The sequence below is a fragment of the Vibrio sp. Hep-1b-8 genome, from assembly GCF_006124995.1.
In the GTDB taxonomy this organism is placed as follows: Bacteria; Pseudomonadota; Gammaproteobacteria; order Enterobacterales; family Vibrionaceae; genus Vibrio.
The window spans coordinates 42,565-67,243 of record NZ_QEWN01000004.1; the positions used below are offsets into that span (position 1 = coordinate 42,565).

Genomic DNA, 24,679 nt, shown 5'->3' on the forward strand with positions numbered 1-24,679 from the left:
ATATGAAAGCAATCTTTCATATGTGTGATATTATCCGGGAAAATTTCCAACTCCACTTTGAACATGAAGTTTCCCGGACAGCGCAAATCTAAGCACTACTTTCCTACTCACGCTCGCGATCCACTCGTCAATCAGATGAAGCAAACCCCTAAGCTTTATCGACCGATTGTGGTTGGCGTAGGTCAAACAATTGTTGACATAGAAGCTCGTGTCGATGACGAATTCCTAGCAAAATATGGTTTGAGTAAAGGACACTCGCTCGTTTTAGAGGAGAGTCAGGCTGACGCACTGTACGATGAACTAGTAAAACGCGAGTTGATCACTCATCAATATCCTGGCGATACGATTGGCAATACTCTGCACAACTACTCTGTACTGGCTGACAGTAAATCGGTACTACTAGGTGTAATGTCACGAAACATCGAAGTCGGCTCATTCGCATATCGTTATTTATGCCGCACATCGTCACGAATGAACCTAAACCACTTGCAGATGGTTGAAGGCTCAATCGGACGCTGCTACACGCTTATTTCGGACAACGGTGAACGTACCTTCGCGATTAATGAAGGTCATATGAACCAATTGCGCCCAGAAAGCATCCCAGAAGAGGTATTTGATAAGGCGTCTGCGCTTGTTGTTTCTTCCTATTTAATGCGTGGAAAACCTGAAGACCCAATGCCGCAAGCCGTTGCTCGTGCTATCGAAATTGCCAAATCTAAGAACGTACCTGTTGTACTGACTCTTGGAACCAAGTGGGTTATCGAAGGTAATGCAAAGTGGTGGCAAGACTACATTAAAGAGAACATCTCTATTGTTGCGATGAATGAAGAGGAAGGCGAAGCTCTAACCGGTGAGAAAGATCCTCTTTTAGCCGCAGACAAGGCACTTGAGTGGGTTGATGTTGTACTATGCACAGCTGGCCCGGTTGGCCTCTACATGGCAGGTTACACTGAAGATTCAGCCAAACGCGAAACTGAACTACCGCTACTGCCAGGTAATATCCCTGAGTTCAACAAATATGAATTTAGCCGAGCTATGCGTAAGTCAGATTGTGGTACACCCGTAAAAGTGTATTCCCATATTGGTCCTTACCTAGGCGGCCCGCTTGAAATCAAGAACACAAATGGTGCTGGTGATGCTGCGCTGTCGGCCTTACTCCATGATATGGCTGCAAACAGTCACCATAAGACTAACGTTCCAAATTCTTCGAAGCATGACCAACCATACCTGACTTATTCTTCGCTATCGCAGATTTGTAAGTATGCTAACCGTGTTAGCTATGAAGTATTAACCCAGCACTCTCCTCGCCTAGCGCGTGCGCTTCCTGAACGTGAAGACAGTTTAGAAGAAGCATACTGGGATCGTTAATGATACGTTAACCAAAGAAAGGGCCGCTTAACGCGGCTCTTTTTCGTTCAAGTATGGGTAGAAGACTAACTGCCCTTCTTCGACCATCATGCAATCCATTTTGGCTGCATGTGCCGCCTGTAGCCCTAGCTGGGTATCTTCAAATACGATACATGCACCAGCTTGAACCTTCATATCATCCGCGGCCTTTAAGAAGGTATCAGGATTGGGTTTATGGTTGTCAACATCCGTTGCCGTCACAATGACGTCAAGCAATTCAATCAGTTGTGCCTGCTTTAGCAGTCGTAAAGCGCTATCACGTTGGCTGCCAGTACCAACCGCCAGTTTCTTACGTTGATAGAATTGATGTAGTAGATCTACAGTACAAGCGATAGGCTTACCAACTTCCTGTAGTTCGGCAAAAGCCCCCATTTTGTAACGCGAGACTTCCATCGGTTCTAGCGACATACTGTGCTTTCTATTTATTTCTGCCGCAATTTTATAGCTTGGCATTCCACCTAAGCTGTGTAACCACTCTTGGCTAAACGGAAAGCCGAAATGGGCGGCTGTCTGCTGCCATGCTTTTAAATGGCCAGGCATGGTATCCAACAAGGTGCCATCCATGTCGAATATAAACGCTTGATATTTTTCTAAAATTTCTAACATGGTTGTCCTACTGCCCGATTAACATAGTTTTACCGTATATCCTCACGCTAAGGTAGTGAGGGCATTGATATATTTATAAATACCAACTAACATCAGATCAAATACCTATAACTAAATATATTAACGGACTAAGGTAATCTTATGAATATCAAAAACAAACTATATTCATTAGGTGTTGTAGCTATACTTGGTGTCGTGTCTGTTCTTTTTGCAACAAGCCATTTCGCCCAAACCACGGCTCAGCTGAATCAGGCTAGCTTACTCGTATCAAACCTAGAAATACGCTTACTCAATTTACGCCGGAATGAGAAAGATTTCCTACTCCGTAAAGATGATAAATATCTAACCTCATTCAACAACAACATGTCGATTTTCCTCAATTTGGAGACTGAACTTGCCACGATTCTTGAGCAAAGGGCGCTGCCAGATAGCCACCAGCTCAAGCAAGATATCCTTTCTTATCAGAAGGGGTTCAACAACCTCGTTGCGGCATATCAGAAACTCGGCCTTAAACCTGAACAAAACCTTCTTGGTCGCTATAACACAGAGTTAGCAGCAATTAAGACCTCACTTTCAAGTGATGAATTATTGAATTTGTTTGAGTTCAACACACAAGTGTTGTCCGGTGTTTTCGCTGATCAACGGCTACCGTCAAATGCAGCATCGCTAGCTTCAGCAGCGCAAGCTGTCATTGAACAGAGTAAAATTGTTGGTCTCAAGTACAATGAGGGATTGCTTGGCGACACACGTAACCTTTCACACACTGTAGAAGAACAGTTCAAAAAGTTTTCTGCCGCGCTGGAATCAGAAACACAAGCAACGGTCGAACAACTTGCTTTTCTTAAACAAGCGGTGACCGCTGTTGTTGTGCTGATTATCTTTGGTTTCATTTTTCAAATTTCTCGCTCGATTAATCAACAAGTGTCGTTACTGCTTTCAGCGATTCAACAAATTGCTCACTCTAATAACGTCTCACTACGCGCCAATCTCGCAGGCAAAGATGAACTGTCTGAGGTTGGAACCTATTTTAATCAATTGCTCGATAAGTTTGAGCACCTGATTGCTGGGACGCAGGCTAAATCATCTGAGCTGTCACAAAGCACCTCCAACATGCATAATGCGCTACAAAATGTAATTGAACAGTTCCATGTGCAAGCGGATCATACCACCACTATGGCAACAGCCGTTCAAGAAATGGTATCGACTATCAATGAGATATCAGAAAGTACATCTATTGCAGTAGAAGGTGTGCAACAGGCCTCTGTCAATGCACAAAGCGGTCGTAAAGTCGTCGAGACAACCGTCAGCAACATAGATCAACTCACTACCATTCTCGGCAGTAGCCAAGCATCAATTGGCTCACTAAATAACCACGTTGATAAAATTGGTGACGCCGTAAACATCATCCAAGAAATAGCCGAACAAACCAACTTGCTGGCGCTCAATGCAGCAATCGAGGCAGCGCGTGCTGGTGAACAAGGGCGAGGTTTTGCGGTAGTGGCTGATGAGGTTCGTGCTCTTGCTAGCCGAACTCATCAATCAACCGAGGAGATCACTAAAGTTGTGACTGCCATTCAGAATCAAATGTCTGAAGTAGTAACCAATATTGACCAATGTAATGAGCAGGGTTCGCAAACTCTCGAAGCATCACAAACACTGGATAGTAGCCTCACTCAGATTATCGATGATATGACCAATATTCAGGCTAATTCTGAACGTATTGCATCTGCGATTGAAGAACAAGGCATAGTAATGAACCAGGTTAGTGAGTCTATCACAGAGCTCAATTCGATATCTGAAGGGAATATGCAGTCAGCTCAGCAATGTTTAACAGAGGTCGACAGAGTCTCCGTTCAAGCTACTGACATGGATAGTGCGGTTGCTGAATTCAAAACGTCTTAAATCATTACTCAAGCAAAAAAATCCCCTCTAGAGAGGGGATTTTTTATTACTCATCGTCGAGTGGTATCAACTTGGTACTTCCACCATGGATTTTCTCGCGCTTACGCTGCACCAGTGCATAGAAGCCAGGTATTAGGAAGGTACCCGCTAGTAGTACACAAAGCAGCCCCCCTATCAAAGAGATACCCAGTGAGCTTTGGCTAATGTGTCCTGCCCCAGAAGCGAAAATCAGAGGGAAGATACCTAAGATAAATGACCATGACGTCATATTTACCGCTCGGAAGCGGAGCTTACCACCTTTAACCGCCGCTTCATCAATAGGGACATCTTTTTCTTCACGTTCTACTTTGGCAAATTCAACGATCAAAATCGCATTCTTCGCCGCAAGAGCAATGAGTAACACCAATCCAATCTGAGCGTACAAATTGAGCGGCGTTCCCGTTAGATTAAGCGCAAGGAATGACCCCAGTGTCGCAATAGGTACCACCAAGATGATCGCTAACGGGATACTCCAACTCTCGTACTGAGCCACCATAAATAGGTAGATAAAAATCAATGCCAGTGCAAAAGCGAAAATCGCTTGGTTACCCGCCAGCACCTCTTGGTAAGCCATCCCCGTCCACTCATATTGATAACCTTGCGGTAAAACTTGTGCCGCAACACGCTCCATCGCCGCAATGGCATCACCACTCGAATAGTCTGGTGCAGGTTGGCCTTGAATGATCGCACTACGGTACATGTTGTAACGCCACGCCACGTCAGGTTCAAAAATTTGTTCAAAGCTAACTAGCGTGCTGAGTGGGATCATTTCTCCTTTCGCCGAGCGAACGTGGAAACGTTCTAAATCTTCCATTCCGCTGCGGTGCTGTGCATCCGCCTGCATGGTGACGCGGAAGTTTTTACCAAACATCGTGAAATCATTGACGTAAAGTGAACCTAAGTTACCCTGTAGCGTTTGAAACACACTCGATAGTGGTATGCCCAATTGCTGTACTTTTTCACGATCGATATCAACATAGTAGTGAGGTACGTTGGCACGGAAGGTACTAAAAGTAAACCCGATTTCTGGTTGCCTGTTAGCCTCTTCGATCAGCTGCCCCATAACCATGGCAAGATCAGTACGGCTGCGTCCTAACGTATCTTCGAGTACAAATTCAAACCCAGAAGCGGCACCCATACCCGGTACAGCAGGAGGCCCCATCGCGAATACTATCGCCTGTGGCAGTTCCATCGCCGCACGACCATTGATTCGCTGTGCAATCGCCGCCGCTGAATGATTACCTTCAAACGCATTGCGCGTTTCCCAATCGTGCAACTTGATAAACAAAGACGCACCGTTTGAGGCTGCGGCGCCAGTCATAAAGGCATAACCGTTTGCGACTGTAATACCGTCAACCCCTGGCTCTTGCTCAACAAACTTAATTAGCTGCTCTGTTACCTCCTCAGTACGCGACAATGATGCGGCGTCTGGGAGCTGAACATTCACCAACAGAATGCCTTTGTCTTCTTGCGGAACGAAAGCGGTTGAAGTGGTTTTAGCAAAGAAGCTTACCGCACTGACCGCTACAATAAAGAAGATAACTAAGAGTATCGCTTTCTTAACTAAGAATCCGGCAATCTGGCCATAGCGAGTTGTAATTCTCTCTAAACCGGCATTGAACGCAGTAAACCAGCGCGATGTATTTCCACCGCCCTGTTTGAGCACCAATGAACATAATGCAGGAGATAAGGTTAACGCGTTAATCGACGAAATCACAACTGAAATACAGATTGTCAACGCAAACTGTCGATACATGATACCCGTAATGCCAGGCAGCATCGCAACTGGGATGAATACCGCCAGCAGTACTAAGGTTGATGTGATAATCGGTCCTGTCACCTCTTTCATCGCGAGCAATGTCGCTTTCCGAGGGCTCATTGTAGGATCCTTCGCCATCGTCGTATCGACGTTTTCGATGACCAGTATTGCATCATCAACCACGATACCAATCGCTAAGATTAGACCGAACAGAGTGACGGTGTTAATAGTGAACCCAGTCATCTGCATAATCGCGAAGGTACCGATCAAAGAGACAGGGATCGCGACTACGGGTATCAAGGTTGCTCGAGCACTTCCTAGGAATAGGTAAGTAACGGCAATAACCAACAAAATCGCTTCGATAAGGGTTTTCACCACACCTTTAATCGACTCAGCAACGAAGACTGTCGTGTCATAACTCGTTTCATAAGCGATGCCCTGCGGGAAATTTGCACTCATTCGTTCGAGTAGGTCCATAACCGCCTGACCACTCTCTAACGCATTGGCATCAGATTGCAATGACAGTGCAACGATTGAGGCGTCCTGACCACGGAACTTACCACTACCGTCATAAAACTTCTTGCCTAGCTCTACTCTTGCAACATCTTTGAGATACACGCTTGAGCCATCGTTCTCGGCACGAAGAACGACGTTTTCAAATTCATCAACACTCTCTAGTCGCCCTTTGGTAACAAGGTTAAACTGCACTTCTTGTGCGTTACTGTATGGGGCGGCACCAATACGCCCTGCTGCAACTTGGACGTTTTGTTGAGCCAACGCAGAGTAAACATCACTTGTCGTCAGATTGAGGTTAGCCATTTTTTCTGGATCTAACCAAACACGCATTGCGTACTCACCACCACCAATAACATTAACCTCACTAATGCCTTTAACCCTTGCAAGCTGGTCTTTTACATTGAGGTTGATGTAGTTGATCAAGAATTGATCATCGTACTTACCGTCTGGTGAATAGAAGTTGAGTACCATCAGCAAGTCTGGAGAGCGTTTTTTAACCGTCACGCCAACCATACGAACTTCCTGTGGAAGTTTTGACTCAATCTGAGAGACACGGTTTTGTACGTTGACCTGCGCCATATCGGGATCTGTGCCAACATCAAAAGTGACATTGAGGCTATAAGACCCATCATTCGCACTCTTAGAAGACATGTAGATCATGTTTTCTACGCCATTGACTGAGGTTTCTATGGGATCGGCGATGGCCTGTTCAACAACCTCTGCGCTGGCACCAGTGTAATATGCGGTAACACTTACTGACGGTGGACTGATTTTTGGATACTCAGCAACAGGTAGGATTGCGAGTGAAATCGCCCCTGCCAGTGTAAGAATAATAGAGATAACCAGCGCAAATTTAGGACGCTGGATAAAGAAACGACTTAACATTTAAACCTCGTTATTCAGCAGCTTTGGCTTGTTCTACACGCACTGGCACGCCGTTACGTATCCGCTGTAAGCCTTGCGTAATAACCTGCTCATCCGCAGATAAACCCTCAGTTACTATGATTCCACTTTCTAACTGGCGTCCTAGCTGGACATTTCTGCGCTCAGCCACATTACCTTCAGCCACCAGCATGACAAAGTTGCCTTCCAAATCAGTCTGGACTGCTCGACGAGGAATGATCACCACTTGGTTAGCTTGCTTCTCTCTTAGCTCAACACGAATATGCTGACCCGGAAGCAGGCGATAGTCTGGATTATCAACCACAGCACGCATCGCTATCGTGCCGGTATTTAAGTCAATTCGATTACCAAGAAAATCTAGCTTGCCAAGATGTTCGAAGCTAGCACCGTTTTCTAATATCACACCAACTTCAACGGCTTGTGCGTCGCCATCGCCTTTCACTTTATCCATCCCTAGTTCAAGACGCTCACGCTCGCTGATGCTAAAGCTTGTATGCACTGGGTCTAGGCTCACAAGGGTGGTTAAGATTCCAGACTGGGGTGAAACAAGGTCACCAGTACTCACATTACTTTGAGCGGTTCGGCCTGCAAAAGGTGCCCGAATTTCTGTATATGACAGGTTGACTTCAGCCAAATGTAGCAGCGCTTTACCTGCTTCAACTTGAGCCTGTGCTCCAAGTAATGCCGCATTTAGATTGTCGAACTCTGACTGAGAAATACTGCCTTTAGGCAGTAGGTTTTTAGCGCGTTGAAAATCCAGTTCGGCTTTCTTTAATGTTGCATTTGCCTGTGCCAAGGTCGCTTTCGCGCTGGCTCGCTGAGCTTCAAACGATGATGGTTCGATGGTATAGAGAAGTTGCCCCTTTTCGACCATTTGTCCTTCTTCAAAATGGCGAGCTTTAAGATACCCGCTCACTTGCGCGGTAATATTGGTATCTTCGACCGCTTCAATCCGCCCGATATAAGACTTACTTTGTTGATGGGAACTGTATTGAACTGGCTCAGCGACAACAAGCTGTGCCGGTAATTGATTCTGTCCTTGAGGATTTTCGCCGCATCCTACGAGAAAAAGTGCGCTAGCAAGCGCAGTACAGGTAAAGGTTTTTTTCATGAATAGACCGCTAGATAGATATAAATGGGCTTGCCTAAAAATACCTAACGGTCAATCGAGCTTTGTCCGAACAATATCAGGACAATTAGCTTAAGTGTATCAAGCTGTTACAAGTTCTAACCTTGTGTGTCGTTCTGCAAGACGCTGTAATTCTGCGCCCGATTCCCAGCGGTAAACCAACTCAGGTACTTGGTGACCACAAGGGGCGTTCCAAAGCCTTTCCAAGCTGTTAGTTCCACCCAAATGCTGGTAAAACTCTACCGCTTGATGATTCTCTTTCATCACTTCCAAATACACACCACTGTCTGGAAAATACTGAGTAATCCACTTGGAGACTTCAGCCAGCAGTGTAACCCCTAATCCCCTGCCACGGTAATTGGGATCGATATGTAGGGAGTCGATAATCGTACCTTTTTCGAAATCATGATTGCCAAATGCACAGACAAAACCACACAAAAGGCCACCTTCTTCGATCAGAAGAACACATTGATTAAAAGGAGGGTTAATGAGGCGGGGCTGCCAAATCGCGAGACGTTCATCTAGCACTTCGTTATCAAGAAACTCTTGCCCAAGAATGCCTTGATAATATTGTTTCCAACTTTGCGCGTGCAAGGTAGCAATACGCTCATAGTCGCTATATTCAGCTACTTTTAATTCCATTTATAGTTCCTTATTACTTCCTGTAAGGATTGAGTGCCCCTTCATACTATAAAACATTTAACAGAAAGCCAAACATTCTGGGAAATGGCATCATTTGTGTTGGTTATTCTGCAACCCAGTTCAAAACCACGACGAAAAATTTGCTTACCAATTATTTTGACAAAATCACGTGCGCTAACCGACATACTGAGCCATCGAGTTTGACTTACAACTGTACGCTGATATTCTAGCGAACAACTGTTAGCTCAAAGGAAAAGCTCAATGTCTGGTTCTAACAAACCACCACTGATTTGGTTAAACATATTTATTTTCTTGTCATCCTTTATAGTCGCTTTGGTGATTGTTCCTTGGTACGGCTTAACGGCCGGTTACGGCCTTGAACACCTCGTCTGGTTCGTTATTGCCTTTTCATTTTGTAATCTTTCGATTACTGCTGGCTACCACAGGCTATGGTCGCATAAGACCTATGAAGCGCACTGGTCATTACGCGTACTCTTTGCCCTTGGTGGCGCGTTTGCGCTACAAAACAGTGCTCTGCACTGGAGTTCCGACCATAGAATTCACCACAAACATGTCGATAATAATGATAAAGATCCTTACTCGGCTAAACGTGGCTTTTGGTTTTCTCATATTGGTTGGATGTTGCGTGAGTATAATGCCAATACCTATTCCGATTATGGCAATTGCCGAGATTTGCAGCGTGATAAAATCGTCATGTGGCAACATAAATACTATGTGCCTGTTGCGATTCTAACTAACTTCGGTATTCCACTATTACTTGGCGTTGTTTATGGTGATATCTTTGGCATGTTGCTTGTGGTTGGAGTATTACGTCTAGTACTTAGTCATCACTCAACATTCTTCATTAATTCGCTCGCCCATATTTGGGGCTCACAACCATATACCGATAAAAATACGGCTCGTGACAACGCCGTACTTGCCGTGTTCACCTTTGGCGAGGGATACCACAACTACCATCACATCTTCGAGAACGATTATCGTAATGGCATCTATTGGTGGCAGTACGACCCGACTAAGTGGTTGATTAAGTCCTGCTCATGGTTAGGTTTGACCAATAAATTGCGAGTTACGCCGAAAATTAAAATTGAAAAAGCCATCGCCAAGCAAGCACTCGCCAAGGCGTCTAAAAATGTTAGTAAACTGCCAAACGCATCAATGCTTAACGAAGCGTTAAACAAAGAGTTTGAGGCGTTAATGTCGAGAATGGCAGACTATTACGATGTAAAAAAACAGGTCATTGAGGCAAAGAAAACCGATTTGGCAAAGAAATATGAAAAGTCATTGCTCAAACTGCGTTATCAGCAAATGAAGCAAGAACTTGCCGCACAGCGCAAGAGCTGGAATAGCCTAGTCGCACAATACGCCTAATTAAAAGGCTCACGCCGTTACAACGTGAGCCTTAAAATTATTTCTTTTTACCGCGATTAGCGTGAATCTTCAGCTTCGCTTTCATCTTGCGCTTATCTGAGTTTCGACCTTTACGGTGTGGCACTTTATCTGGCTCAATATCTTCAATCAAACTCGGCTCAAAGCCCTGTAGCCACTCTTGAGGCAACTTGGCATCCAATAGGCGCTCAATCGCGTGAAGTAAGTACTCTTCATCACGGCTCATTAACGAAACAGCGAAACCTTCCTTTCCTGCACGGCCCGTACGACCGATTCGGTGAACGTAATCTTCGGCTTTGTATGGCATATCAAAGTTAACCACTTGCTCAAGCTCCTGAATATCGAGCCCCCTTGCCGCCACGTCAGTCGCTATCAGAGCACGAATTTGACCTGATTTAAAATCATCAAGTGCTTTTTGCCTCGCGCCTTGACTCTTGTCACCATTAATTGAAGCCGCTTTGATTCCATCGAGCTTAAGCTCTTTCGCTAAAGCATCACTACCCTGTTTTGTCTTAGTAAAAACCAAAACTTGCTGCCAATTTCTAGAGCCTATCAAATACGCGAGAAGCTCTGCTTTACGCTTCTTATCGACTGGATAAACCATCTGTTTAACCGTCTCTGCGGTACTGTTTGATGGAGAGACCTGTACTTCTACAGGTTCATTAAGCATTCGATAGGCGGTAGTTTTAATTCTCTGATCAAAAGTCGCAGAGAAGAACAGAGTCTGTCGATTTGCATTGCAGCGTTGAAGAATGCGCTTAATATCAGGCATAAACCCCATGTCCAGCATTCGATCCGCTTCATCGAGGACTAAATATTCTGTCTTATTGAGGTTAATATTTTTGCAGTACATGTGGTCGATAAGGCGACCAGGTGTTGCGATCAGAATGTCACATCCTTGCATAAGATTTCTGGTTTGGACATTCATACTTGTGCCTCCATAGACAGCCACCACTTTGATATCTGTCTTGGATGCATACTGAGTAAGATTGTCGAACACCTGTTGAGCAAGTTCGCGCGTAGGAACCAGAACCAATGCGCGAACATCGTTGCTCTGCAGATCACGCTTGGTATTCGAATCAATTAATCTTTGCAGTATAGGCAGACCAAATGCAGCGGTTTTGCCCGTACCAGTTTGAGCACCCGCTAAGACGTCTTTTCCTTCAATAACATGAGGAATAGCCTGAATTTGTATTTCTGTAGGTTGTTCAAAGCCTAGTGTTTCTAACGTAGATAAAAGCGTAGAGCCCAATCCAAGAGCTTCAAATTGTATCGACATGCGGGTTACCTATAATTGCAAGGCGGACGATTCTATCAGAAACTTTTGCTGGCAGTTAGTATCTGTGGATAGAGCTGAGCAAATAACTCATCCAGTTGATGATAATTCTGTTGTAGGTAGGGAATACAATCCACCAGCGTGACCATTCTTGGTGAACGATGTGACATTCGCTGTAATGCGAACTCGATATTTTCGATGTGCTGATAGGACTGTAACCAACGCCCCTCACTCATAGCATGTGTGACGGTGACAAACCGATCCGGAACAACATCCGCCATCTCTTCACTCATCACTTGCATCAGCGAGTGAGTGCAGAATCTTCGCCCGATTACGTTGATACCCTTATGAAAGCACAAAGCCAGCGCGATTGCACTGGCTCTTTCGGGTTGCTACCTAAGTAGACTTATCGTCACTGAAGAATCGTTATTTGAAAATCTCTTCGGCGAGCGCTTCAATTGACTGCTCGTAGTCCGAGAGTTCAAAGCCAATTTCCATGGCATCTAACAGCTCAAGGCATTCTTCATTGATTGTTTGGTCACTCATTCTGACCTCCTTTATAAAAACACTTATCAAGACCTGCGTTTTTCAAGTCTCAGCCTGAATATGCGGGTTCTCGGTTCCTTTTTAAACCACTTATATGACAGTTTTTTGAAAGGCGAAAGTAAATTCTGACTATGATTTGCTCTTTATCCCAACGCAATCGATTACCCCGACAACCACCCCATACATGTAAACATAAAATTACACTAGTGGTAATTAATTTGTACAAAACACTTGTCTTTATCAAAGATCTTTTTCAAAATGGTCACATTGTCAGTTTTAATGACTACATATTACACAACAGTTAGTCATAACATCTTCTAAAACCAGAGTAACGTAAAGAATTATATACAATGAATAAATCAAAGGTATTGGGTAGTACTTTGATCATTGCTGGAACCACCATTGGTGCTGGCATGCTTGCGCTACCACTCGCTTCTGCGGGTATAGGCTTCACCACTTCACTTATCATTATGATCGCTCTATGGGCATTAATGGCGTATACCGCTTTATTGATGATTGAAGTACATCAACATGCAGACCAAGATGCGACCTTACACACCCTTGCCAACCAATTTCTTGGCATCAAGGGGAAATGGGTAGCAAGCTTTGCGATGATGTTTCTCTTCTATGCACTTTGCGCAGCTTACATCGCTGGTGGAGGCGCACAGTTTGCGGAGCGTATCGCGACTTTCTCTGGTATTGAAATTTCACCAACAACGTCAACCGTGTTGTTTACCCTATTAGTCGCTGCTGTGGTAACAATTGGCACTGCGACTGTGGATAAAGTTAACCGAGTACTATTTTCAATTAAGATTATTGCGATGGTGATGGTGCTTACTTTCCTAGCACCGAATGTTACTGAGTCTTACTTGCTAAGTATGCCTGTAGAACAAGGTCTAGTAATCGCTGCTATTCCGGTGATTTTCACTTCTTTTGGTTTCCACGGCAGCATCCCTGCGATTGTTAACTACTTAGATGGCCATACGCCTTCACTGCGCAAAGCCATTTTGATCGGTTCCGCGATTCCATTGGTGATCTACGTTTTCTGGCAAGTCGTCACACTGGGCGTCGTCAATCAGTCTCAACTACTCGAAAATCAGGGATTGAGTTCACTTATCTCGACACTGGCCACCACTGTTCATCGCTCTAATCTGGCTCAAACTATCGGTATCTTCGCTGATTTGGCACTGCTGACTTCATTTCTTGGGGTGAGTCTCGGGTTGTTCGAATTCCTAGGCGACAAGATCAATAAAAGTGGTAACGGTGGTTCACGCGTATTGGTCGGATTGGTGACATTTCTACCACCAATGGGCTTCGCCTTGTTCTACCCTCAGGGCTTTATTGCTGCGCTAGGATATGCCGCCATTGCACTGGTTGTACTGGCCATCTTTTTGCCCATTTTGATGGTCAAAAAAGCTCGTCAACAGACCTCAACACAAAGCTATCAAGTACTTGGTGGGAATGTAGGCCTAATCGTAACCAGTTGTGTTGGGGTGGTTATCGTCACAGCTCAGGTACTGATCACCGCAGGTGTATTACCAAGCTTGGGTTAGTGGCAGATTCTAAGTAAAAACGGCGCGATGACTCGCGCCGTTTTTGATCCTTCCTTAGAACAAACCAATATAATTACTTAATTGTGTAATTTTCTCATTGATAGCCCGTTCTATTCTCAAGTAGTGATAACCATTTACGAGGTTAATATGAAAGTGAAGTTTAAGTTTATCCTCTCCGCTGTTGCATGTGTGGCCGTGCTCACCTCTTTTTTCGGCGCAGCAGATAGCAATATGTCTGGCACGAAAACTTTAAACGATTATGACGTAGCGACGTTGGCTGGAGGCTGTTTTTGGTGTACTGAATCCGATTTGGAAAAACTGCCTGGCGTTATCGATGTGATTTCTGGCTATGCTGGTGGTGATATTGAGAATCCAACTTACAAACAAGTTTCATCCGGTAAGACTGGGCACCTTGAAGTCATCAGCGTTAAATACGATCCTAAAACGGTCACTTATGAGCAAGTTCTCGACCAGTTTTTTCGTCATATAGACGCAACGGATGATCAAGGCTCCTTTGTCGATAGAGGTCGCCACTATCGCCCTGCTGTTTTTTATCATACCCAAGAACAGAAAAAGATTGCCGAAAACTTTATCGCGCAAATTGATGCGTTAGGTATTTTCAAGAAACCATTGAAAACCGAGTTGATCGAATTCAAAGCGTTCTGGCCGGCTGAAGATTACCACCAAGATTATTACAAACGTAATAAAATTCGCTATAACTACTACCGTTACGCATCTGGTCGCGATCAGTATTTAGATGAGATTTTTGGCGAAGATCGTCAGGACAATCCTGTAACGCTGCGCGCACTTATTGACGATAAAATAAGTGCTGAAAGTGTTAAACCATATGCCAAACCATCGCAGTCTGCGATTAAGAACAAGCTTACTGAGCTTCAGTACTACGTCACTCAACAAGAAGGGACAGAACGCGCATTCAGCAATGAATACTGGGATAACAAAGAGGCTGGGATTTATGTCGATATTGTTTCTGGAGAGCCTCTTTTCTCATCCACTGACAAGTATAAATCAGGCACAGGCTGGCCAAGTTTTACTAAGCCGATAAATCAAGGTTACATTGTCACAAAAACCGACTACCGCCTTCTCTATCCCCGAACAGAAGTTCGCAGCCGATTTGCGGACTCCCATTTAGGGCACGTGTTTAAAGATGGTCCAGCGCCGACAGGCCTGCGCTACTGCATGAACTCCGCAGCAATGAGGTTTATTCCGTTAGCAGATTTGGAAAAAGAGGGGTACGGCGACTATCTCTACCTGTTCGACAGTTAAATCCATCCAAACGTCGTTAGCAAAAAAGCCAACCTGAACATAGGTTGGCTTTTAGCTCACTATTAGCGCTTACTTCATCACACGAGCTTTGAAACTGCGTCCTTTCATCTTGCCTGTCGTAAGCTGTTTTAACGCAGGTTTGACGATATCATGCTCCACCGCTAGGTATGAAACCATTGCTAGGATATTAATCTTGCCAATCTTTTTACCATCTAAGCCAGCTTGCTTAGTCAAGGCTCCCAAAATGTCTCCAGCGCGCACCTTTTGTTTCTTGCCGCCTAAAATCTGGATTGTTTGCATTTTAGGGTAAAACGGTCGCTCAATCGGTTTTTCCGGTAATTTAGCTGGTGAGATGACTAAGTCCATGTACTCTTCAATACGCGCGACTCGATAGTGTTCTTTCTCGCTGTAGAAGCTAAATGCAACGCCTTTTGAGCCAGCTCGCCCCGTTCGACCGATTCGATGGACATGAACTTCAGGATCGCGGGAAAGCTCAAAGTTGAAAACCGCATCAAGGTTATCAACGTCCAATCCACGTGCTGCCACATCGGTCGCAACCAAAATAGAGATACTTTTATTGGCAAACATGGTCAACGCTTGCTCACGCTCACGCTGTTCCATATCTCCATGCAATTCAACCACACTGAATCCACGATGTTTCAGTTCATCCGTTACGTTTTGCACCTCTTTCTTCGTGTTACAAAACACAACCGACGACTCTGGCTTATGCGTCAGTAATAGGGCTTCCAGTGCGTCATCACGCGCTTCAGTCGTGTCTAATTGATAGAAGCGTTGCTCAATGGTTGTCGTTGCATGTGTTGACTCAACTTTGACCATTTCCGGCTTAACCATGACTTTGGCAGCCAATGACTCAATGTTGTTAGGGAAAGTTGCGCTAAACAGCAAAGTCTGACGCTCGGCTGGCGCAGCGGCAATTATCGTATCAATCGCCTCTTCAAAACCCATCTCAAGCATGCGGTCAGCTTCATCCAGCACGAGTGTATTCAACTCATCAAGGCTAATGCGTCCCTTAGACATATGATCAAGTATTCGACCAGGCGTACCAACCAAGATATGCGCACCGTGCTCAAGTGAACCGATCTGTGGCCCCATTGGTAGGCCGCCACATAAGGTAAGTACCTTAATGTTGTGAATACCACGCGCTAGGGTGCGGATCTCTTTCGCAACCTGATCAGCCAATTCACGAGTAGGGCAAAGTACTAATGTTTGCACTCGAAAGCGTTTAACATTGAGGTTACTCAGCAAGCCCAATGAGAATGTTGCGGTTTTACCTGAACCTGTTTTGCCTTGACCAATCACGTCTTTACCGCTGAGCACGAGAGGTAAAGCTTGCTGTTGGATTGGCGTCATTTCTTTGTAGCCAAGGCTATCCAACGTTTCAAGCAATTCAGGCTTCAGTTCAAGGGTGTTAAATGAAGTTGTCACTGTTTTATCCTTTGAGGATTGGCTGGAAGGAGTGTTCTCCCAGCATTAAAAAATAAAAACCGCTTCGAAATGGAAGCGGTTTTGAATTCGTAAGTCCGACGCAGCTTGTCCTATCGAATTCCGTGCAGGAACTCATGGCGTGTCGCTGGATTTGACTTGAAAATGCCACCTAATGCCGTCGTTGTGGTTTCACTGGTTGCATCCATAACACCACGTGACTTAACACAGTAATGGGTTGCATCAATGGTTACTGCCACATCATCTGACTCTAGCAGGGTTTGCAATGCGACTAAGATCTGCTGTGTCATACGCTCTTGCACCTGAGGGCGCTGAGCGAAGAAACGGACGATGCGGTTAATCTTAGACAGGCCGATGATTTTTCCACGTGGAATATAAGCGACCGCTGCACGACCATCAATTGTCACTAAGTGATGCTCACAGGTACTCGTCACTGTGATGTCTTTCACTCGAACCATTTCACTGACATTCATCTTGTTTTCGATGACAGTAATCTTGGGGAAATTTGAGTAATCTAAGCCAGAGAAAATCTCATCAACGTACATTTTTGCGATACGGTGCGGAGTCTCTTCTAAACTGTCATCAGTAAGGTCTAGCTCTAGTAGAGAGAGAATTTCACGCATATGGTGTTGAATCTTTTCTTTTTTCTCTTCTCGACTGAACGAGTTTGGCGCCATCGGCGTCTCTAATCCTCGTTGCTCTAGCGCATCTTTGACCAACTTTGCGGATTCGCTAAGACCTGACATTCCACTTCCTCTTATTTACCCCTTTAGGATGGCTGACAAGGATACTCGGATTTTTGAATAATTACACCCATATTTTATTGGAGGTCATTATTGCTCTATGGCTATCTATGATAGAGTGTTGACCATTAGACTAAAAATAATAGTAAATTAGGATTTTTGATATGGGCTGCTGCGATGCACCAGGCTTAATGCCGATCGAAGAGGCGATGGATAAAATGTTATCGCCAATTGAAGCTATCCAAACAACGTTACAACTTCCCTTAGCAGATGCAATCGGCTATGTGCTCGCTGAAGACATACTCTCCCCTATTTTTGTACCGCCATTTGATAACTCTGCAATGGATGGTTACGCCATTCGTATCGCGGATTTAACGAATCACAATGTCATGCCGATGGCTGGTAAGTCGTTCGCGGGTCAGCCGTTTGAAGGCGATTGGCCAATCGGTTCATGTGTTCGTATCATGACAGGTGCAAAAATTCCTGATGGCTGTGACGCGGTCATTATGCAAGAGAACACTCAAGTTACTGAGCAAGGTATTCTCTTTAATCAAACCGACGTAAAACCGCAAAACAATATTCGCCCAACTGGCGATGACATCAAGCAAGGTGATATTGTCCTAGCAAAAGGCGCTCGTTTGACTGCGCGTGATATTCCGATGATCGCAACTCTCGGCGTTAGCCAGGTTAGCGTGGTACGTAAACCGCGTGTGGCGTTTTTTTCCACTGGCGATGAGCTACGTCCTTTAGGTGAAACCTTATCCGAAGGTCAGATTTACGACAGTAACCGTTACGGAATTAAGCCTCTTATCGAAAACTTCGGTTGTGAAGCGATTGATCTCGGCATCATTCCAGACTGCCCAGAAACCCTCAAGGCAACGTTTGAACATGCGCAGACATTGGCTGACGTGGTTGTGACTTCCGGTGGTGTCAGCGTTGGTGAAGCAGATTACACCAAAGATATCTTACAAGAGTTAGGTCAAATCGGCTTTTGGAAGCTAGCAATCAAGCCGGGGAAGCCTTTTGCGTTTGGTAAGCTATCGACAGCTTGGTTCTGTGGCTTGCCGGGTAACCCTGTCTCTGCCGTGTTAACCATGTATGTTCTTGTTCAACCTCTACTAGCAAAATTGGCAGGACATACCGAATGGAAAGCACCAGAGTCAATCCCAGCAACAACACGCAGTGCTTTTAAGAAAGCGCCAGGGCGCACGGATTATCAACGTGGCATCTACTCTATTGAGAATGGTCAGTTTGTCGTAGAAACAACGGGCAACCAAAGTTCAGGTGCGTTCAGATCGATGAGTCTAGCCAACTGCTTCGTCGTGCTTGAACGAGAGCGTGGACGAGTCGAGATTGGCGAAACCGTCAACATCCAGCTGTTTAACCCGACGCTTTGCTAGAGGTGCCACTTGGAGATCTTATCTGATCAAGAAATGCTCCGCTACAACCGTCAAATCATTCTCAAGCAGTTTGACTTTGACGGTCAAGAAGCGCTCAAGCAGAGTTCTATTCTCGTTCTTGGCGCCGGAGGACTTGGCTGTGCTTCTACTCAATATCTCGCGACGGCGGGGGTTGGTACGTTAACCCTCATCGACGACGATGTGGTTGAACTTTCTAATCTACAGCGTCAGGTTCTCCACCACGATTCAGATATCGGGGTTAAAAAAGTCGATTCGGCCGCTCAATCACTGAGAAAGCTTAATCCCAATATTACGGTCAACACCTTCGATAAGCGTCTTTCTAATCAACAACTATCACAGTTGATCGAACAGCATACTCTTGTTCTTGATGCATCGGACAACGTCGAAACACGCAACCAGTTAAACCGCCTTTGCTACGCAAATAAAACGCCCCTAGTCTCAGGTGCTGCGATCCGCATGGAGGGGCAAGTAAGCGTGTTTACTTACCAAGATGATCAACAACCTTGTTATCAATGTCTCAGCGCCTTGTTCGGCAATACAGCATTGAGTTGTGTTGAAGCTGGCGTCATGGCACCGGTTGTCGGCATTATAGGTGCGGTTCAGGCGATGGAGGCAATTAAGGTAATTTCTGGCTATGGCACGCCGAAACAAGGCAAGATCTTGATGTTAGATGCATTGACGATGTCTTGGCGTGAAATGAATTTAATGAAGATGCCAAACTGTCCTGTGTGTCACTAGAAGTAAGGTAGTGGTAGAGTGCTGACGATGAATCATCCCAAAGGCTTTATCGCTACCTTGTTGCTTGGTGCGCTGGCACTCTATGTTTTGACGTGGCTAATGCAAGATCGTCCGTCGACGGAAGTACGAGCGGTAGTTGACTCACAAACGGTCACCCAGTCACTGGATGGCAATCGTCGTTTTTTAAATGTTACCACTGAATCTCAGCAACAACTGTTGATTCAAGTTCCAGCAAATATTGACTGTCCCCGTCTATCTCAGGTAATTATTCAGCAGCAACAAACGTTGTTGTCAGATTCCATGTCGTATCAATTGATTCGCTGCACCGCAGCACAATAAAAAGGATTTTTGATGTCACCACTCGTAACCCCCCAATGGCTCGCTCAACAGATGAGCGATAATCGCTTAGTTATCTTAGACACCAGTATTGATTTCCAGATCCCCGGAGAAGTTGAGAAGGATAAAACGAACTTAATCCCGTGCTCACGCCGTTTTGATTACGACGCGGTATTTTGCGATCCAGACACTAGTCTCCCGCACATGATGCCAACCGAAGAGCGTTTTAATCACTTAGCTCAGGATCTAGGTTTGAATAATGACTCTGTAATTGTTGTTTACGACAACAGTGGCACTTTTGCTTCGCCAAGAGCATGGTGGATGTTACGTGCGATGGGACATGAGCAAGTCTACATTCTCGATGGCGGTCTGACTGAATGGAAAGCGTGTGGATTTGATACGACGACACATTATTTAGCTCCAACAGCGAAAGGTAACTTTTCTGGTAAGCTGAATCCGGATTACTTTGTCGACGCACAATATGTGGTTCAACAAATCAATAATGGTGCGAGCCTAACCGTCGATGCCCGTTCCAAAGCACGCTTCGATAGTGAAGTAGCAGAGCCACGTCCAGGCTTACGCAGTGGTCATATCCCGAATTCAGTTTGTCAGCCTTTTGCACAGCTAATGGATCAACATAAGTTAAAGCCAGTCGAACAACTTAAACAGGTTTTACAGCCGACGCTTTCAACAGATGCGGCTCAAACACTCTTTAGCTGTGGCTCTGGTGTCACCGCTTGCATTGTACTGCTTGCAGCCTATCTTTGTGGTTATCGTAATCTCGCCGTTTATGATGGCTCATGGACAGAATGGGGTGCAAACAGCGATTTGCCTATCGCCACAACTAGCAAATAACCGCTTATACATCCTTTTTGTTGAGATTATACAAGGCAGCCTTAGCTGCCTTTTTGTTATTTCATTTGCTCATCAAGGTTTAGCACGGTGAGTGCATTGCTCACACTTGTGGCGATCACGTCAATTACACCAGTTCGCAACGCTCCAAGTAGCGCAAGCGGTTTACTGTTTTCTGCTGCAATGGCGATAACCTGCGAAATCGGTCGGAACTCGTCAATGCTCAACCCGATCACTCGGTCACTCATCACGGTTGTGGCGGATTGACCATGTATATCAAAGAAATCGTAACCAGCAAAATCGCCAACCACCCCTTGTTGCATCCTTGATTGAACAACTTCCTCGGCAGTAAACCACCCAAGATCAACCATATAACTGTTTTCGCTCATGTCACCAATACCGACCAAAGCAACATCAGCTTTACGTGCCAAGTCTAAGGTTTGTTTGACAGTTGCGTTTTGCATAAAGGCGAGCTTCTGTTCTCGGTTCTCCGCGTAGGCTGGCGCATACAATGTTTCTGAGGTTCCGCCATAGCTTTTGGCAAATTGACGGCAGATGTGGTCGGCATTAAACATCCCCCCACGTGGATGGATACCACCAATACCACATACGAATTTAACGTCTCTTTGCGGAATAACGCCGACATGGTGCGCTACAGCGGAGACATTACGTCCCTGACCCACGGTCACAACAGAGCCGTTTTGAATCGAGCTCGCCATATATTTAGAGACTAGACCCGCAACCTGCTGACGCTGTTGCTCTTCAACTGGTTGATCCAAGGCGATCAAAGCACGCTTAACACCAAATCGTTCGATAAGACGTTGTTCTATTTTAGCGCTAAAAACTGGGTGATATTTGACCGTGATCTCCACAATACCTTCGTCTCTGGCCTGCTTTAGCATCCGACCAACTTTGGCACGTGAGACAGAGAACTTCTTCGAAATCTCCTCTTGTGTCGCACCATCCTGATAGTAGGCCACTGAGATTTCAGTCAGTAGATCTGCGTTGTCATCCGAAATGTCATTCTGAGATTTGTTCATTGGTGTATTTTCCAAACCAAATAAATCGCACCTAACATGTGCTCACAGCCGTAGCATATGTCACAACCCGCCACTTTGGCAACATTTGCTCAGTGAAATTACAAATTCTCAGCGCGTTTTTTATCCTTCATACACTAGCGTGAACCCTTACTGCTTCTTGGCAAACGTTTAGTTACCCTACCACCAGTCAGGTTTGAAAAAAATACTTGATGAACATCACTTAAAAGCTCATTCGGCAATTGACTTTCTATCTGTATAAGATAATTATGAACCCATCATTTACTCAGCGTTCGAGCAAATGTTCACAACAAATGTTCATACGTTGAAAATTATTTAGGTTAAGTAAGCTGAGTTGTCCTTAGCGGAAAAATCGACTATTACTTAACTCGCTTGCAATTGCATCCCCATATCATGTCGTGATCTGGGAGCCCAATGAAATAGGATGATCGAAATGAGCAACAAATTAGAGCAACTTCGTAAACTAACGACTGTAGTCGCTGATACTGGTGAAATTGATGCAATCAAAAAATACCAGCCAGAAGACGCAACGACTAACCCTTCTCTGATTCTTAAAGCCGCTCAAATCGAAGAGTACACGCCTCTAATCGTCGCTTCTATCGAATACGCAAAATCTCAAAGCTCTGATAAAGCACAGCAAGTACAAGATACGTGTGACATGCTAGCGGTAAACATCGGTAAAGAAATCCTTAAAACCATTCCAGGTCGTATCTCTACTGAAGTTGATGCACGTCTTTCTTACGACATGGAAGGCAGCGTAGCAAAAGCACGCCAGCTAGTTAAAATGTACAACGATGCAGGCATCACTAACGATCGCATCCTTATCAAGCTAGCGTCTACTTGGGAAGGCATCCGTGCCGCTGAAATCCTAGAAAAAGAAGGCATCAACTGTAACCTTACTCTTCTATTCTCTTTCGCACAGGCTCGCGCATGTGCTGAAGCTGGCGTATTCCTAATCTCTCCATTCGTTGGTCGAATCATGGACTGGTACAAAGCGAAAGAAGGTCGTGACTTTGAAGCACAAGAAGACCCAGGCGTGTTGTCAGTATCTAAGATCTACAACTACTACAAAGAGTACGGCTACAACACTGTCGTCATGGGCGCAAGTTTCCGAAACATCGGTGAGATCCTTGAGCTAGCTGGCTGTGACCGTCTGACTATCGCTCCTGCACTTTTAGCAGAACTTGAAGCTGCTGAAGGTGAAGTCGTTGAGAAGCTAGTTGATTCTAAAGGTTCAGCAGTTCGTCCAGCAGCAATGACTCACGCTGAGTTCCTATGGGAACACAACCAAGACCCAATGGCTGTTGAGAAGCTTGCAGAAGGTATCCGCAACTTCGCAGTAGACCAAGGCAAACTTGAAGCAATGATTGAAGCGAAGCTTTAATCACCAGAATTTCTAGAGGGGAACGTTTGCGTTCCCCTCTTATTATCCTTTCTTAAGAAACAATCTATTAATCGGTATTTATTATGGATCACTCTCTTCAATCAAGAAAGCATCTAGCAAATGCAATCCGCGCTCTAAGCATGGATGGTGTACAACAAGCTAACTCTGGTCACCCAGGCGCACCTATGGGTATGGCTGATATCGCTGAAGTTCTTTGGCGTTCACACCTAAATCACAACCCAGTTAACCCAGAGTGGGCTGACCGCGACCGTTTCGTCCTTTCTAACGGCCACGGCTCTATGCTGATTTACTCTCTGCTACACCTTGCTGGTTACGAGCTGTCTATCGACGATCTGAAGAACTTCCGTCAGCTGCATTCAAAAACTCCAGGTCACCCAGAGTACGGTTACGCACCAGGTATCGAAACAACAACGGGTCCTCTAGGTCAAGGTATCACTAACGCTGTAGGTATGGCGCTAGCTGAGAAGACTCTAGCAGCACAGTTCAACAAACAAGGCCACGGCATCGTTGACCACTTCACTTATGCATTCATGGGTGATGGCTGTCTGATGGAAGGTATCTCACACGAAGCATGTTCTCTTGCGGGCACGCTAGGCCTTGGCAAGCTAATCGCTTTCTGGGATGACAATGGTATCTCTATCGATGGTCACGTTGAAGGTTGGTTCTCTGACGATACACCTAAGCGTTTTGAAGCGTACGGCTGGCATGTAATCCCAGCAGTTGACGGTCACGATCCTGAAGCGATCAATGCGGCCATCATTGCAGCAAAAGCTGACCCTCGCCCTACGCTAATCTGTACTAAAACCATCATCGGTTTTGGTTCACCTAACAAGTCTGGTTCACACGACTGTCACGGTGCACCACTAGGCGCTGAAGAAATCGCAGCGACACGTAAAGAACTTGGTTGGGAGCACGGTCCTTTTGAAATTCCGCAAGATGTCTACGCGCAATGGGATGCGAAAGAAGCAGGCGCAGCTAAGGAAGCAGCGTGGAACGAGAAATTTGCAGCTTATGAAGCAGCATATCCAGAACTTGCAGCAGAATTCAAACGCCGCGTAAATGGTGAACTGCCAGCAGAGTGGGAAGAGAAAGCCAGCGCGATCATCGCTGATCTACAAGCTAACCCAGCCAACATCGCTTCACGTAAAGCGTCACAAAATGCGCTAGAAGCATTCGGTGCGATGCTACCAGAATTCCTAGGCGGCTCTGCTGACCTAGCACCTTCTAACCTAACGATGTGGTCTGGTTCTAAGTCTGTATCTGCTGATGATGCCTCTGGTAACTACATTCACTACGGTGTGCGTGAATTCGGTATGACGGCTATCATGAACGGTATTGCGCTACACGGTGGTTTCGTGCCATACGGTGCAACATTCCTAATGTTCATGGAATACGCGCGTAACGCAATGCGTATGGCTGCTCTGATGAAAGTTCAGAACATCCAAGTTTACACGCACGACTCTATCGGTCTAGGCGAAGATGGTCCAACTCACCAACCGGTGGAGCAAATGGCTTCTCTACGTCTAACGCCAAACATGAGCACATGGCGTCCATGTGACCAAGTTGAGTCAGCCGTTGCTTGGAAACTGGCAATCGAGCGTAAAGATGGCCCTACATCTCTTATCTTCTCTCGTCAAAACCTTGCACAACAAGAGCGTGACGCTGAACAACTCGCCAACATCGCTAAAGGTGC

The 24,679-nt window shown here is 45.4% G+C and carries 20 protein-coding genes; 11 read left to right on the forward strand and 9 right to left on the reverse strand.

Annotation, left to right across the window (positions count from 1 at the left end):
- The first annotated feature begins 63 nt into the window (after positions 1 to 63).
- Complete coding sequence (locus DA100_RS02060; protein ID WP_138970641.1) at positions 64 to 1,368, forward strand: inosine/guanosine kinase; 1,305 nt, start codon at positions 64 to 66, stop codon at positions 1,366 to 1,368.
- A gap of 27 nt (positions 1,369 to 1,395) precedes the next feature.
- On the opposite strand, the gene DA100_RS02065 is transcribed toward DA100_RS02060, so the two are convergent.
- Positions 1,396 to 2,013, reverse strand: a complete 618-nt coding sequence (locus DA100_RS02065; RefSeq protein ID WP_138970642.1) for a beta-phosphoglucomutase family hydrolase — start codon at positions 2,011 to 2,013, stop codon at positions 1,396 to 1,398.
- A gap of 141 nt (positions 2,014 to 2,154) precedes the next feature.
- On the opposite strand from DA100_RS02065, the gene DA100_RS02070 reads away from it, so the two are divergent.
- Positions 2,155 to 3,915, forward strand: coding sequence for a methyl-accepting chemotaxis protein (locus DA100_RS02070; RefSeq protein WP_138970643.1), 1,761 nt, complete (start codon positions 2,155 to 2,157; stop codon positions 3,913 to 3,915).
- Positions 3,916 to 3,961: 46 nt separating this feature from the next.
- Here the strand turns inward: DA100_RS02070 and DA100_RS02075 are convergent, their stop codons facing one another.
- The 3 genes from DA100_RS02075 to DA100_RS02085 all read right to left on the reverse strand — a co-directional run bounded on the left by DA100_RS02075 (position 3,962) and on the right by DA100_RS02085 (position 8,903).
- Positions 3,962 to 7,114 carry an efflux RND transporter permease subunit gene (locus tag DA100_RS02075; RefSeq protein WP_138970644.1) on the reverse strand — a complete coding sequence of 1,051 codons (3,153 nt, stop codon included), beginning with the start codon at positions 7,112 to 7,114 and terminating at the stop codon, positions 3,962 to 3,964.
- A 10-nt stretch (positions 7,115 to 7,124) separates the two neighbouring features.
- Complete coding sequence (locus DA100_RS02080) at positions 7,125 to 8,243, reverse strand: efflux RND transporter periplasmic adaptor subunit (protein WP_138970645.1); 1,119 nt, start codon at positions 8,241 to 8,243, stop codon at positions 7,125 to 7,127.
- A 99-nt stretch (positions 8,244 to 8,342) separates the two neighbouring features.
- Positions 8,343 to 8,903: a GNAT family N-acetyltransferase gene (locus DA100_RS02085; RefSeq protein WP_138970646.1), complete on the reverse strand. Its 561-nt coding sequence runs from the start codon at positions 8,901 to 8,903 to the stop codon at positions 8,343 to 8,345.
- A 261-nt stretch (positions 8,904 to 9,164) separates the two neighbouring features.
- Here DA100_RS02085 and DA100_RS02090 point away from each other — a divergent pair, with 261 nt between their 5' ends.
- Positions 9,165 to 10,292, forward strand: a complete 1,128-nt coding sequence (locus DA100_RS02090) for a fatty acid desaturase (RefSeq protein WP_138970647.1) — start codon at positions 9,165 to 9,167, stop codon at positions 10,290 to 10,292.
- Positions 10,293 to 10,329: 37 nt separating this feature from the next.
- Here the strand turns inward: DA100_RS02090 and DA100_RS02095 are convergent, their stop codons facing one another.
- Positions 10,330 to 11,589, reverse strand: coding sequence for a DEAD/DEAH box helicase (locus DA100_RS02095; protein ID WP_138970648.1), 1,260 nt, complete (start codon positions 11,587 to 11,589; stop codon positions 10,330 to 10,332).
- 35 nt (positions 11,590 to 11,624) lie between these two features.
- The gene (locus tag DA100_RS02100) at positions 11,625 to 11,888 is read right to left on the reverse strand and encodes an ACP phosphodiesterase (protein WP_138970649.1); all 264 of its coding nucleotides are present in this window, start codon (positions 11,886 to 11,888) and stop codon (positions 11,625 to 11,627) included.
- Between the two features lie 594 nt (positions 11,889 to 12,482).
- Here DA100_RS02100 and DA100_RS02105 point away from each other — a divergent pair.
- Complete coding sequence (locus DA100_RS02105; protein ID WP_138970650.1) at positions 12,483 to 13,685, forward strand: aromatic amino acid transport family protein; 1,203 nt, start codon at positions 12,483 to 12,485, stop codon at positions 13,683 to 13,685.
- A 147-nt stretch (positions 13,686 to 13,832) separates the two neighbouring features.
- Positions 13,833 to 14,969: a peptide-methionine (R)-S-oxide reductase MsrB gene (gene msrB, locus DA100_RS02110; RefSeq protein WP_138970651.1), complete on the forward strand. Its 1,137-nt coding sequence runs from the start codon at positions 13,833 to 13,835 to the stop codon at positions 14,967 to 14,969.
- Between the two features lie 69 nt (positions 14,970 to 15,038).
- Here msrB and dbpA read toward each other — a convergent pair whose 3' ends face one another.
- Positions 15,039 to 16,415 carry an ATP-dependent RNA helicase DbpA gene (dbpA, locus tag DA100_RS02115; protein WP_138970652.1) on the reverse strand — a complete coding sequence of 459 codons (1,377 nt, stop codon included), beginning with the start codon at positions 16,413 to 16,415 and terminating at the stop codon, positions 15,039 to 15,041.
- 110 nt (positions 16,416 to 16,525) lie between these two features.
- Entirely contained in the window at positions 16,526 to 17,179 is a 654-nt protein-coding gene (folE, locus tag DA100_RS02120) for a GTP cyclohydrolase I FolE (RefSeq protein WP_006880173.1), read from the reverse strand.
- Between the two features lie 161 nt (positions 17,180 to 17,340).
- Here folE and moeA point away from each other — a divergent pair, with 161 nt between their 5' ends.
- From moeA to DA100_RS02140, 4 genes are read left to right on the forward strand one after another with little or no spacing between them, the layout of a single operon-like run.
- On the forward strand, positions 17,341 to 18,576 hold the full coding sequence (gene moeA / locus DA100_RS02125; RefSeq protein ID WP_138970653.1) for a molybdopterin molybdotransferase MoeA: 1,236 nt from the start codon (positions 17,341 to 17,343) through the stop codon (positions 18,574 to 18,576).
- 9 nt (positions 18,577 to 18,585) lie between these two features.
- Positions 18,586 to 19,335, forward strand: a complete 750-nt coding sequence (gene moeB, locus DA100_RS02130) for a molybdopterin-synthase adenylyltransferase MoeB (RefSeq protein ID WP_138970654.1) — start codon at positions 18,586 to 18,588, stop codon at positions 19,333 to 19,335.
- Between the two features lie 27 nt (positions 19,336 to 19,362).
- Positions 19,363 to 19,674, forward strand: a complete 312-nt coding sequence (locus tag DA100_RS02135; protein ID WP_138970655.1) for a hypothetical protein — start codon at positions 19,363 to 19,365, stop codon at positions 19,672 to 19,674.
- Positions 19,675 to 19,683: 9 nt separating this feature from the next.
- Complete coding sequence (locus DA100_RS02140; RefSeq protein ID WP_171052116.1) at positions 19,684 to 20,526, forward strand: sulfurtransferase; 843 nt, start codon at positions 19,684 to 19,686, stop codon at positions 20,524 to 20,526.
- Positions 20,527 to 20,582: 56 nt separating this feature from the next.
- Here the strand turns inward: DA100_RS02140 and DA100_RS02145 are convergent, their stop codons facing one another.
- A complete protein-coding gene (locus DA100_RS02145; RefSeq protein ID WP_138970657.1) occupies positions 20,583 to 21,563 on the reverse strand; it encodes a sugar-binding transcriptional regulator in 981 nt (326 codons plus the stop codon).
- A gap of 451 nt (positions 21,564 to 22,014) precedes the next feature.
- Here DA100_RS02145 and tal point away from each other — a divergent pair, with 451 nt between their 5' ends.
- Together tal and tkt are read left to right on the forward strand one after the other, a co-directional pair.
- Positions 22,015 to 22,965, forward strand: a complete 951-nt coding sequence (gene tal / locus DA100_RS02150) for a transaldolase (protein ID WP_138970658.1) — start codon at positions 22,015 to 22,017, stop codon at positions 22,963 to 22,965.
- An 83-nt stretch (positions 22,966 to 23,048) separates the two neighbouring features.
- Positions 23,049 to 24,679: transketolase (gene tkt / locus DA100_RS02155; RefSeq protein WP_138970659.1), on the forward strand; the 1,631-nt coding region annotated here is incomplete at its 3' end.

Excerpts from the sequence above, each read along its gene's own strand:
- DA100_RS02080 (WP_138970645.1), bottom strand. The coding sequence starts at position 8,243 with ATGAAAAAAACCTTTACCTGTACTGCGCTTGCTAGCGCACTTTTTCTC.
- moeA (WP_138970653.1), top strand. The coding sequence starts at position 17,341 with ATGGGCTGCTGCGATGCACCAGGCTTAATGCCGATCGAAGAGGCGATG.
- DA100_RS02135 (WP_138970655.1), top strand. The coding sequence starts at position 19,363 with ATGAATCATCCCAAAGGCTTTATCGCTACCTTGTTGCTTGGTGCGCTG.
- DA100_RS02085 (WP_138970646.1), bottom strand. The coding sequence starts at position 8,903 with ATGGAATTAAAAGTAGCTGAATATAGCGACTATGAGCGTATTGCTACC.
- folE (WP_006880173.1), bottom strand. The coding sequence starts at position 17,179 with ATGTCAGGTCTTAGCGAATCCGCAAAGTTGGTCAAAGATGCGCTAGAG.
- tal (WP_138970658.1), top strand. The coding sequence starts at position 22,015 with ATGAGCAACAAATTAGAGCAACTTCGTAAACTAACGACTGTAGTCGCT.
- DA100_RS02070 (WP_138970643.1), top strand. The coding sequence starts at position 2,155 with ATGAATATCAAAAACAAACTATATTCATTAGGTGTTGTAGCTATACTT.
- DA100_RS02065 (WP_138970642.1), bottom strand. The coding sequence starts at position 2,013 with ATGTTAGAAATTTTAGAAAAATATCAAGCGTTTATATTCGACATGGAT.
- DA100_RS02095 (WP_138970648.1), bottom strand. The coding sequence starts at position 11,589 with ATGTCGATACAATTTGAAGCTCTTGGATTGGGCTCTACGCTTTTATCT.
- DA100_RS02105 (WP_138970650.1), top strand. The coding sequence starts at position 12,483 with ATGAATAAATCAAAGGTATTGGGTAGTACTTTGATCATTGCTGGAACC.
- DA100_RS02075 (WP_138970644.1), bottom strand. The coding sequence starts at position 7,114 with ATGTTAAGTCGTTTCTTTATCCAGCGTCCTAAATTTGCGCTGGTTATC.
- DA100_RS02060 (WP_138970641.1), top strand. The coding sequence starts at position 64 with ATGAAGTTTCCCGGACAGCGCAAATCTAAGCACTACTTTCCTACTCAC.
- DA100_RS02090 (WP_138970647.1), top strand. The coding sequence starts at position 9,165 with ATGTCTGGTTCTAACAAACCACCACTGATTTGGTTAAACATATTTATT.
- msrB (WP_138970651.1), top strand. The coding sequence starts at position 13,833 with ATGAAAGTGAAGTTTAAGTTTATCCTCTCCGCTGTTGCATGTGTGGCC.
- DA100_RS02100 (WP_138970649.1), bottom strand. The coding sequence starts at position 11,888 with ATGCAAGTGATGAGTGAAGAGATGGCGGATGTTGTTCCGGATCGGTTT.
- DA100_RS02145 (WP_138970657.1), bottom strand. The coding sequence starts at position 21,563 with ATGAACAAATCTCAGAATGACATTTCGGATGACAACGCAGATCTACTG.